This window comes from Xylophilus sp., from assembly GCA_009914555.1.
Classification (GTDB): Bacteria; Pseudomonadota; Gammaproteobacteria; order Burkholderiales; family Burkholderiaceae_C; genus WNDY01.
The window spans coordinates 1-11760 of record WNDY01000090.1 but is presented as its reverse complement, the minus strand read 5'-3'; the positions used below and the strand labels follow the sequence as shown (position 1 = coordinate 11760).

The window sequence follows — 11760 nt, the reverse complement described above, 5'->3', positions numbered from 1 at the left end:
TGATCAGCGAACGCGTCGTTGCCGAAGACCGCTACACCTCGATCCACATCGAGGAACTGGTGGTCATGGCCCGCGACACCAAGCTCGGTGCCGAGGAAATCACGCGCGACATCCCGAACCTGGCCGAGCAGCAGCTCAACCGCCTGGACGAGTCCGGCATCATCTACGTCGGCGCCGAAGTCCAGCCGGGCGACACGCTGGTCGGCAAGGTCACGCCCAAGGGCGAAACCACGCTGACGCCGGAAGAAAAGCTGCTGCGCGCCATCTTCGGCGAGAAGGCGTCGGACGTGAAGGACACCTCGCTGCGCGTGGACCAGGGCTCGTCGGGCACCGTGATCGACGTGCAGGTCTTCACGCGTGAAGGCATCCAGCGCGACAAGCGCGCCCAGCAGATCATCGACGATGAACTCAAGCGCTTCCGCCTGGACCTGAACGACCAGCTGCGCATCGTCGAGGCCGACGCCTTCGACCGTATCGAGAAGCTGCTGACCGGCCGGGTTGCCAACGGCGGCCCGCAGAAGCTGGCCAAGGGCACCAAGCTCGACAAGGCGTACCTGTCGTCGATCGAGAAGTTCCACTGGTTCGACATCCGTCCGGCCGAGGACGAAGTGGCGACCCAGCTCGAATCGATCAAGAATGCGCTTGAGCAGACGCGCCACAGCTTCGATCGCGCCTTCGAAGAAAAGCGCAAGAAGCTCACACAGGGCGACGAGCTGCCCGCGGGCGTACTCAAGATGGTCAAGGTCTACCTGGCCGTCAAGCGCCGCCTGCAGCCCGGTGACAAGATGGCCGGCCGCCACGGCAACAAGGGCGTGGTGTCGAAGATCGTTCCGGTCGAGGACATGCCCTACATGGCCGACGGCACGCCTGCCGACATCGTGCTGAACCCGCTGGGCGTGCCGTCGCGCATGAACGTGGGCCAGGTGCTTGAAGTCCATCTGGGCTGGGCGGCCAAGGGCATCGGCCAGCGCATCGGCGAGCTGCTGCAGCAGGAGGCCAAGGCCGCCGAGCTGCGCAAGGTGCTCGACGAGGTGTACAACTCCGCCGGCCGCAAGGAAGACCTGGCCAAGCTGTCGGAGGACGAAGTCCGCCTGCTGGCATCGAACCTGACGGGCGGCCTGCCGTTCGCCACGCCGGTGTTCGACGGCGCCTCGGAAGACGAGATCCGCGCGATGCTGAAACTGGCATACCCCGATGAGGTTGCTGCTGCGAAGGGCCTCACGCCTACGCGTACACAGGCATACCTGTATGACGGCCGCACCGGCGACCCGTTCGAGCGCCCGACCACCATCGGCTACATGCACTTCCTGAAGCTGCACCACCTGGTGGACGACAAGATGCACGCGCGCTCCACCGGCCCGTACTCGCTGGTCACGCAGCAGCCGCTGGGCGGCAAGGCCCAGTTCGGCGGCCAGCGTTTCGGCGAAATGGAAGTGTGGGCGCTGGAAGCCTATGGCGCTTCCTACGTGCTGCAGGAAATGCTGACCGTGAAGTCCGACGACGTGCAGGGCCGTACCAAGGTGTACGAATCCATCGTCAAGGGCGAACACGCCATCGAAGCCGGCATGCCGGAATCGTTCAATGTGCTGGTCAAGGAAATTCGTTCCCTGGGCCTGGACATCGAACTGGAACGTTCCTAATTCGTTGAAGGGAAAGAGCACATGAAATCGCTACTCGACCTGTTCAAGCAGTTCACGCCGGACGAGCATTTCGATGCCATCCGCATCGGCATGGCTTCGCCCGAGAAGATCCGTTCGTGGTCTTTCGGCGAGGTGAAGAAGCCCGAGACGATCAACTACCGTACCTTCAAGCCGGAACGCGACGGCCTGTTCTGCGCCAAGATCTTCGGCCCGATCAAGGACTACGAGTGCCTGTGCGGCAAGTACAAGCGCCTGAAGCACCGCGGCGTGATCTGCGAGAAGTGCGGCGTTGAAGTCACCCAGACCAAGGTGCGCCGCGAGCGCATGGGTCACATCGACCTGGCCGCACCCTGCGCCCACATCTGGTTCCTGAAGTCGCTGCCGTCGCGTCTGGGTCTGGTGCTCGACATGACGCTGCGCGACATCGAACGCGTGCTGTACTTCGAGGCCTACGTGGTCACCGATCCCGGCATGACCCCGCTGAAGAAGTTCAGCATCATGTCCGAGGACGACTCCGACGCCAAGCGCAAGGAATACGGCGACGAGTTCTCGGCCAAGATGGGCGCCGAGGGCATCAAGGAACTGCTCGACGGCATCGACATCGATTCCGAGATCGAACGCCTGCGCGGCGACCTGACCGGCTCCGAGGTCAAGGTCAAGAAGAACGCCAAGCGTCTGAAGGTGCTCGAGGCCTTCCGCAAGTCCGGCATGAAGCCGGGCTGGATGGTGCTCGAAGTGCTGCCGGTGCTGCCGCCTGATCTGCGTCCGCTCGTTCCGCTGGACGGCGGCCGCTTCGCGACCTCCGACCTGAACGACCTGTACCGCCGCGTCATCAACCGCAACTCGCGCCTGCGCCGCCTGCTGGAGCTCAAGGCTCCGGAGATCATCGCGCGCAACGAAAAGCGGATGCTGCAGGAGGCCGTCGACTCGCTGCTCGACAACGGCCGCCGCGGCAAGGCGATGACCGGCGCCAACAAGCGCGCGCTCAAGTCGCTGGCCGACATGATCAAGGGCAAGTCGGGCCGCTTCCGCCAGAACCTGCTGGGCAAGCGCGTCGACTACTCGGGCCGTTCGGTCATCACCGTGGGCCCGACGCTCAAGCTGCACCAGTGCGGCCTGCCGAAGCTGATGGCCCTGGAGCTGTTCAAGCCGTTCATCTTCTCGCGTCTCGAAGCGATGGGCATCGCCACGACCATCAAGGCCGCGAAGAAGGAAGTCGAGTCCGGCACGCCGGTGGTCTGGGACATCCTGGAAGAGGTCATCAAGGAGCACCCGGTCATGCTGAACCGTGCTCCGACGCTCCACCGCCTGGGCATCCAGGCCTTCGAGCCGATCCTGATCGAAGGCAAGGCCATCCAGCTGCACCCGCTCGTCTGCGCGGCCTTCAACGCCGACTTCGACGGCGACCAGATGGCCGTTCACGTCCCGCTGTCGGTGGAAGCGCAGATGGAGGCCCGCACGCTGATGCTGGCCTCCAACAACGTGCTGTTCCCGGCGTCGGGCGAGCCCTCCATCGTTCCTTCGCAGGACGTAGTGCTGGGCCTGTACTACGCCACGCGCGACCGCATCAACGCCAAGGGCGAAGGCCTGGTGTTCTCGGACACCGGCGAAGTGCAGCGCGCCTTCGACGGCGGGCAGGTCGAGCTGACCGCCAAGATCAGCGTGCGCCTGACCAAATGGACCAAGAACAAGGAAACCGGTGAGTTCACGCCGTCGGTCTCCCTGGTCGACACCACCGTGGGCCGTGCACTGCTGTCGGAAATCCTGCCCAAGGGCCTGCCGTTCTCCAATCTGAACAAGGCGCTCAAGAAGAAGGAGATATCGAAGCTCATCAATGCCTCGTTCCGCAAATGTGGTCTGAAGGAAACGGTGGTCTTCGCCGACAAGCTGCTGCAAAACGGCTTCCGCTTGGCGACCAAGGCTGGCATCTCCATCGCCATCGACGACATGCTGGTGCCGCCGCAGAAGGCCGGCATCATCGAGCGTTCCGAGAACGAGGTGAAGGAGATCCAGCAGCAGTACGTCTCTGGTCTCGTGACCGCGGGCGAGCGCTACAACAAGGTGGTGGATATCTGGGGCAAGGCCGGCGACGAAGTGTCGAAGGTCATGATGGCCCAGCTGGCCAAGCAGAAGACTACCGACCGCCACGGCAAGGAAGTGGACCAGGAGTCGTTCAATTCCATCTACATGATGGCCGACTCCGGCGCCCGTGGTTCCGCGGCGCAGATCCGCCAGCTGGCCGGCATGCGCGGCCTGATGGCCAAGCCGGATGGCTCCATCATCGAGACGCCCATCACCGCGAACTTCCGCGAGGGCCTGAACGTTCTGCAGTACTTCATCTCCACCCACGGGGCTCGCAAGGGCCTCGCGGACACGGCGCTGAAAACGGCGAACTCGGGCTACCTCACACGCCGTCTCGTGGATGTGACGCAGGATCTGGTCGTCACGGAAGAGGACTGCGGTACGACCAACGGCTCGCTGATGCGCGCCATCGTCGAGGGCGGCGAGGTCATCGAATCGCTGCGCGACCGCATCCTCGGCCGCACGGCCGCCGACGACGTGCTGCACCCCGAGACGCGCCAAGTGCTGGCCAAGGCCGGCCAGCTGCTCGAAGAAGACCTGATCGAGGAACTCGAAGCCGCCGGCGTGGATGAAGTGCGCGTGCGCACCGCGCTGACCTGCGAGACCCGCTTCGGCCTGTGCGCTAAGTGCTATGGCCGCGACCTGGGCCGTGGCGGTCTGATCAACCTCGGCGAAGCCGTGGGCGTGATCGCCGCCCAGTCCATCGGCGAGCCCGGTACGCAGCTGACGATGCGCACCTTCCACATCGGCGGCGCGGCATCGCGCGCGGCGGTGGCGTCGAGCGTCGAGGCCAAGTCCAACGGCATCATCGGTTTCAACGCCACGATGCGCTACGTGAGCAACACCAAGGGCGACCTGGTGGTGATCGCGCGTTCCGGCGAGATCATCATCCAGGACGAGCACGGACGCGAGCGCGAGCGCCACAAGGTGCCGTACGGCGCGACGCTGACGGTCAAGGCTGACCAGCAGATCAAGGCTGGCACGATCTTGGCCAACTGGGACCCGCTGACGCGTCCGATCATCACCGAGTTCGCCGGCCAGGTGAAGTTCGAGAACGTCGAGGAAGGTCTCACCGTCGCCAAGCAGGTCGACGAAGTGACCGGCCTGTCGACGCTCGTCGTGATCGATCCGAAGCGCCGCGGCTCGGCTAAGGTGGTGCGTCCGCAGGTCAAGCTGGTCGACGCGCAGGGCAACGAGGTCAAGATCCCCGGCACCGACCACTCGGTGACCATCGGCTTCCAGGTCGGTGCGCTGATCCAGGTGCGCGACGGCCAGGACGTGGGCCCCGGCGAGGTGCTGGCGCGGATTCCGGTCGAGGGCCAGAAGACCCGCGACATCACCGGTGGTCTGCCGCGCGTGGCCGAGCTGTTCGAAGCCCGCTCGCCCAAGGACAAGGGCATGCTGGCCGAGATCACCGGCACGGTTTCCTTCGGCAAGGAAACCAAGGGCAAGGTGCGGCTGCAGATCACCGATCTGGACGGCAAGGTCTGGGATGAACGGATTCCCAAGGAAAAGAACATCCTTGTCCACGAAGGCCAGGTGGTGAACAAGGGCGAATCCGTGGTCGACGGGCCGGCCGATCCGCAGGACATCCTGCGCCTGCTGGGCATCGAGGAACTCTCGCGCTACATCGTCGACGAGGTGCAGGACGTGTACCGCCTCCAGGGTGTGAAGATCAACGACAAGCACATCGAGGTGATCGTTCGCCAGATGCTGCGCCGCGTCGTGGTCGACAACCCGGGCGATTCGACCTACATCGCCGGCGAGCAGGTCGAGCGTTCGGAGATCCTGGATACCAACGATGCCCTGCGCGCCGACGGCAAGATCCCCGCTACATACATCAACCTGCTGCTGGGCATCACCAAGGCATCGCTGTCGACCGATTCGTTCATTTCGGCGGCTTCGTTCCAGGAAACCACGCGTGTCCTGACCGAAGCCGCCATCATGGGCAAGCGCGACGAGCTGCGCGGCCTCAAGGAGAACGTCATCGTCGGTCGCCTGATCCCTGCGGGCACCGGTCTGGCCTACCACCAGGCGCGCAAGGTGCAGGACGCCCTCGACGAGGCCGAGCGCCGCGCGATCGCCGATGCCGAAGCCGCCGAGATGGGCGGCCTGATCGAGACGGCCGACGCCGGGACGGCCTCCGGCGAGACGCCTGCGGCTGAATAAGCCTCAAGGCCTTCTGCTGGTGCACGCTCCCGGTCCGTCTGCCCGGACCGGGGGCGTTTTTGCATCTCCCGTCGATGAACCGTCGCTGGAATGGGTGACCTCCTGTCTTCGTCGCTGGTGCTCTGGGCCGTGGCTGCGCTCACGGTGTTCTGGGCCGTGGGTGCCTACAACCGGCTGATGCGCCTGCGCTCGGCCGCGCTCCAGGCCTTCGGCGCACTTGACACCTACCTGCTGGGCTTGGTGTCCCTGCTGCGCGAATGCGATGCCCAGGCCGCGGTGGCCGACCACGACCCGTCCGATGGGTGCGGAGCGCCCCTAGGCGCTATGGCCGCGCAGTTCGGCGCTTCCCTGGTGGCGGCGCGTGCGCAGCCGCTGCGGCCGGCATCGCTGGCCGCCTTGGCCGCGGCGCGCGACACGCTCCGTGTCGCCTGGGAACAAACGGCGGAGCATCGGACCAAACCGCAACGGCGGCAGTGGAACCTGCGGGCCACCCAGGTATCCCAGGCCAGCCTGGCCTTCAACGACGCCGTGCAGCACTACAACGCTGCCATCGCCCAGTTTCCCGCCCTGATGCTTTCTTGGTTGTTCGGCTTCAAGCCTGCGCGTCCCCTATGACGACGACCTCTTCCCCGCATTCCGCGCCGCTCTGGCGACAGTTACAGCTCGCCGCCACGGCGCTCGGCGCGGTGCGTAGCGGCCAGTCCTCCACCACGGCGCTCGCCGCGGTCGAGCCGGCCCTGCGACCCGGCGTACAGGCCCTGCTGTTCCATGTGCTGCGCTGCCTGGGCCAGGCTGAGGCGCTGCGCCGCAAGCTGGCGCCGCGCACGCCGCCGCCGCTGGCCGATGCCCTGCTGTGTACTGCGCTGGCGCTGGTCTGGGACGACGAGGCGCTGCGCTATGACGAATTCACCCTGGTCGACCAGGCGGTGGAGGCCGCAAAGCAGGTGCCCGGCCTGCGCGGCCAGTCGAGCTTCATCAATGCCTGCCTGCGACGCTTCCTGCGCGAGCGCGAAGCGCTGCTGGCGGCCACATCGGGCGAGCCGCTGGCGCTGTGGAATCATCCGCGCTGGTGGATTGACCGACTCAAGAAGGACTATCCGCGCCGCTGGCGAGACATCCTGCGTGCCGGCAACGCCCAGGCGCCAATGACGCTGCGGGTCAACGTACGGCGCATCGATCCCGATGCGATGCTGGAGCGGCTGCACGCGGCCGACATCGCGGCCCACCGCCAGGGCCCGGTCGCCATCGTGCTGCACGAGCCGCGGCCGGTCGATGCGATCCCCGGCTTCGCCGAAGGCTTGGTATCGGTGCAGGATGCGGGCGCGCAACTGGCCGCTCCGCTGGTGCTGGAGAGCCTGGACCTCGACCGGCCGTCCCGCATCCTCGACGCCTGCGCGGCGCCGGGCGGCAAGACGGCGCACCTGCTGGAATCGGTGGCTGCCGATGCGCCGCTGCACGTGACGGCGCTGGACATCGACCCGCTGCGCTGCCGCCGCATCAACGAGAATCTCGAACGCCTGGGCCTGCAGCCACAGGCCACGGTGCTGGCCGCCGACGCCCGCTCGCCTGAGGCTTGGTGGCCGTCGCAGGGCCGGCGCGAACCGTACGACGCGATCCTGCTCGATGCGCCCTGTACCGCCTCGGGCATCGTGCGCCGCCATCCGGATGTGCGCTGGCTGCGCCGCGAGAGCGACGTGGGCCAGTTGGCCATCGTGCAGGCCGGTCTGCTGTCTACCTTGTGGCCCCTGGTGCGGCCGGGCGGGCGGCTGGTGTACTGCACCTGCTCGGTCTTCCATGCCGAAGGCCAGGACCAGGTGCAAACGTTTGTTGCACACAACACCGATGCGGTTTTGCTGCCGTCTCCCGGCCATTTGCTGCCTCAGGCGGGTGCAGCCGGACATGGCGTCCCGGAGAATCCATCGGGTGACCATGACGGTTTTTATTACGCGGTGCTGGCCAAGCGCCCGGACTGAACTGGCTGCCCGGCGAGTCCTGGCGCGGTTCCGGCGGCTGGCCGTCGGGCTGGTGCTGCTCGCTCCACTGTGGCCATGCAGCGCCCAACTGGCCGACGTGCCGCAGATGCGGGTGGAGCGCAACGACGACGGTGTGTTCCTGTCGGCCACCGTGCGCTTCGATCTGCCGCCGCTGGTGGAGGATGCGCTGGTCAAGGGCATTCCCATGTTCTTCGTCGCCGAGGCGGAGGTCGTGCGCGAGCGCTGGTACTGGTACGACCAGCCCGTGGCCAGCGCGGCGCGCTACATGCGGCTGAGCTACCAGCCGCTGACCCGCCGCTGGCGCCTGCAGACTTCGCCCACACCGATTGGCAGTTCCGGACTCGGCGTCACCCTGGGCCAGACATACGAGGACGTGTCGGAGGTGGTCGCCGCGGTGCAGCGCATCTCGCGCTGGAAGATCAGCGACACCGCGCTGCCCGACTCCGATGCGCACTACAGCGTTGACTTCCGCTTCCGGCTCGACGTGACCCAGATGCCGCGGCCCTTCCAGTTCAGCGCGGTCGGTCGCCCAGACTGGAACCTGTCGGTCGGCCGCAGCATGCGGCTGACCACGGAGCCCGCGCGGTGACCCAGCCGTCGCCGGACGGCAGGGCCGAGGACGGGCTGCCTTCCACGCGCGGCCTTCTGGCGCGCTCGCGCGCGCTACGCTGGAGCGTCGGCGCGGCCGTCGCCTCGATGGTCGTCATCGGCCTGGTGCTGATGCTGCTGCTGACGCAGGCGACCAACAACCGCGAGATGTACGAGCGGCACTACGGCCTGCTGTTCGGTATCAATGCCGTGGTCGCCCTGCTGCTGGGCATCGTCATCGTCTGGATCGGCGTGCGCCTAGCCGTGCGCCTGCGACGCGGTCGCTTCGGCAGCCGGCTGCTGGTCAAGCTGGCCGCCATCTTCGCGCTGGTGGGCTTCGCGCCGGGCGTGCTGATCTACTTCGTCTCATACCAGTTCGTTTCGCGCTCCATTGAGAGCTGGTTCGATGTGAAGGTCGAGGGTGCGCTCGACGCCGGCGTGAATCTCGGCCGCGCCACGCTCGACGCGCTGGCCAACGAGACGGCCAACAACGTGCGCGCGGCCGCCGCTCAGCTGGCCGACGTGCCGGACACGGGCACCGGGCTGGCCCTGGAGCGCATCCGCGAGCAGGCGCCCTCGGCCGACCTGCTGCTGTGGAGCGCGTCGGGCCAACTGCTGGCCAGCGCCGGCCAGTCGCGCTTCCTGCTCAACCCGGACCGCCCGACCGCATTGCAACTGCGGGATGCGCGCCGGCTGCGGTCGGTCCAGGTGATCGAAGGGCTGGACGACACCGGCCGCAGCGTCAATCCCAAGGCGGTGCGGGTCAAGGTGATCGCGCTGGTGCCGGTCGCCAATGTCGGCCTGCTGGCCGAGCCGCGGTTCCTGCAGGTCACCCAGCCGCTGCCGGCCGAACTCGTGGCCAATGCCATCGCGGTGCAGGAGGCCAACCGCGAGTACCAGGAGCGGGCGCTCGCGCGTGAAGGCCTTCGGCGGATGTACATAGGTACCCTTACGTTGAGCCTGTTTCTTGCCGTCTTTGGGGCCATTCTCCTGGCAGTATTGCTGGGCAACCAGCTCGCGCGCCCGTTACTCGTGCTGGCCGACGGTGTGCGCGAGGTGGCAGCCGGCAACCTGGAGCCCAAGGCGGTGCTTCGTGGCAAGGACGAACTTGGCGGACTGACGCGCGCCTTCGCCGACATGACGCAGCAGCTCGCCGATGCCCGCAGTGCGGTCGAGGCCAGCATCAGCCAGCTCGACGCCGCACGCGCGCATCTGCAGACCATCCTGGACAACCTCACCGCCGGCGTGATCGTCCTCGACCACGCTGGCGTCATCCTGTCGTTCAACCCAGGCGCGGTGCGCATCCTGCGTGTGCCGCTGGCGGCAGATGTCGGCACGCGGCTCGCCGACCTGCCCACGCTGGAGGAATTCGGTGCAGCAGTGCAGCGCAAGTTCGAGACCCTGCTGGCCGATCGTGACCACCATGCGCTCGACTACTGGCAGGAGGCCTTCGAGCTGCGCGCCACGGCATCATCGGGCCAGGCCAGCACCACCAACCTGGTCGCGCGCGGTGCGGAACTGCCGGAGGGCCAGCGCCTGCTGGTCTTCGATGACATCTCCGAGATCGTCTCGGCCCAGCGTGCGCAGGCCTGGGGCGAGGTGGCGCGCCGCTTGGCGCACGAGATCAAGAATCCGTTGACGCCGATCCAGCTGTCGGCCGAACGGCTCGAAATGAAGCTCGCCGGCAAGCTGGAAGGCGCCGAGCAAGCTGTGCTGGTCAAGTCGGTCAAGACCATCGTCGAGCAGGTCGATGCGATGAAGCGGCTGGTCAACGAATTCCGCGAATATGCCCGCCTGCCGGCCGCCGAACTGTCTGCGCTGGACCTGAACCAGCTCATCGCCGACGTGCTCCAGCTCTATGGAGCCGAGAACGCCAGTGCTGTCGTCGAGGCGGACCTTGATCCGCGCTGCCCGCCGATCCTGGGCGACGCCCAGCAATTGCGGCAGGTGATTCACAACCTGCTGCAAAACGCGCAGGACGCTACGCTGGCCGCAGCGGCCGCCGACGTCGAAGGGCAGCAGCCTGCACCCGCTCCGGTGCAGATCCTCACCCAGTGGCGCGAGGCATCGCAGAAGGTGCGCCTGTCCGTGCTGGACCATGGCACCGGCTTTCCCGACCACATCCTCAGGCGCGCCTTCGAGCCTTATGTGACAACCAAGGTCCGCGGTACCGGCCTGGGCCTCGCGGTCGTCAAGAAAATTGCCGACGACCACGGCGCGCGTATCAGTCTCGGCAACCGTACGGAAGGCAGCGCCGTGGCCGGTGCGCAAGTATCGCTATCATTTGCCGTCGCGCACCAAGCCGCGCAGCCCTCGGAAGGATGACTCAGACGCATGGCAAACATTCTGGTGGTCGATGACGAACTCGGAATCCGGGACCTCTTGTCGGAGATCCTGAATGACGAGGGTCACACCGTCGAACTCGCAGAAAACGCATCGCAGGCCCGGGCCGCGCGCGCGCAGAGCAGCTTTGAACTGGTGCTGCTGGACATCTGGATGCCCGACACCGACGGCGTCACGCTGCTCAAGGAATGGGCCAGCAGCGGGCTGTTGACCATGCCGGTCATCATGATGAGCGGCCACGCCACGATCGACACTGCGGTCGAGGCGACCCGGATCGGCGCGTTCTCTTTTCTCGAGAAGCCGATCACGCTGCAAAAGCTGCTCAAGGCTGTCGAGCAGGGCTTGGCCCACCAAGCCGGCCGCACTGGCAAGCCGCCGGCAGCCGGTGTTCCGACCTCGCCGCCGGAGGCCACTGTGGCGTCGCGGCCTGCGGAGGGCACGATCACCGCCGTGCCTGCCGCGCATGCCGAGGCCGGATTGCTGGCTTTCCAGGTCTTCGATCTGGACCGCCCGCTGCGCGAGGCGCGCGATGGCTTCGAGAAGGCCTATTTCGAATTTCACTTGGCCAAGGAAGGCGGCTCCATGACTCGCGTGGCCGAGAAGACCGGGCTGGAGCGAACCCATCTCTACCGCAAGCTGCGGCAGCTCGGCGTCGAGCTTGCACGAGCCAAACGTGGAGGAAGTTCGTGATTTCAGGGTAAGGCCTGGAATCGATGCTATAATCCTATGTCCTCGGCCCGGTAGCTCAGTTGGTAGAGCAGCGGATTGAAAATCCGCGTGTCGATGGTTCGATTCCGTCCCAGGCCACCATCCCCCTTTCCCACCCGGTTTCATCGAATCCCATTTCCTCAGGGAAATCAAGGGGTTACGCAAGAAACCTGTCCCACAGCGTCGCATTCGGTTCCGCCGAATCCCGGGGTTTTTGTTCCCTGGCGTGTTCCCTT

The 11760-nt window shown here is 66.3% G+C and carries 6 protein-coding genes, 1 tRNA gene and 1 pseudogene; all 8 read left to right on the top strand.

The features are described from left to right. Positions 1 to 1640 (top strand): annotated as a pseudogene (gene rpoB, locus GAK38_RS22235) (DNA-directed RNA polymerase subunit beta); the annotation flags it as partial. A gap of 21 nt (positions 1641 to 1661) precedes the next feature. Continuing rightward, positions 1662 to 5891, top strand: coding sequence for a DNA-directed RNA polymerase subunit beta' (gene rpoC, locus GAK38_RS22230; RefSeq protein ID WP_325347095.1), 4230 nt, complete (start codon positions 1662 to 1664; stop codon positions 5889 to 5891). Between the two features lie 90 nt (positions 5892 to 5981). Further along, positions 5982 to 6506, top strand: coding sequence for a LemA family protein (locus tag GAK38_RS22225; protein ID WP_325347094.1), 525 nt, complete (start codon positions 5982 to 5984; stop codon positions 6504 to 6506). Next, a complete protein-coding gene (rsmB, locus tag GAK38_RS22220) occupies positions 6503 to 7864 on the top strand; it encodes a 16S rRNA (cytosine(967)-C(5))-methyltransferase RsmB (RefSeq protein WP_325347093.1) in 1362 nt (453 codons plus the stop codon). The genes GAK38_RS22225 and rsmB overlap by 4 nt, the downstream gene beginning before the upstream one ends. Before the next feature lie 52 nt (positions 7865 to 7916). Then, complete coding sequence (locus GAK38_RS22215; RefSeq protein WP_325347092.1) at positions 7917 to 8474, top strand: DUF4390 domain-containing protein; 558 nt, start codon at positions 7917 to 7919, stop codon at positions 8472 to 8474. Then, positions 8471 to 10798 carry an ATP-binding protein gene (locus GAK38_RS22210; RefSeq protein WP_443089259.1) on the top strand — a complete coding sequence of 776 codons (2328 nt, stop codon included), beginning with the start codon at positions 8471 to 8473 and terminating at the stop codon, positions 10796 to 10798. The genes GAK38_RS22215 and GAK38_RS22210 overlap by 4 nt, the downstream gene beginning before the upstream one ends. 9 nt (positions 10799 to 10807) lie before the next feature. Next, complete coding sequence (locus tag GAK38_RS22205; protein WP_325347091.1) at positions 10808 to 11506, top strand: response regulator; 699 nt, start codon at positions 10808 to 10810, stop codon at positions 11504 to 11506. A gap of 44 nt (positions 11507 to 11550) precedes the next feature. Then, a tRNA-Phe gene (locus GAK38_RS22200) sits at positions 11551 to 11626 on the top strand. Positions 11627 to 11760 lie beyond the last annotated feature (134 nt).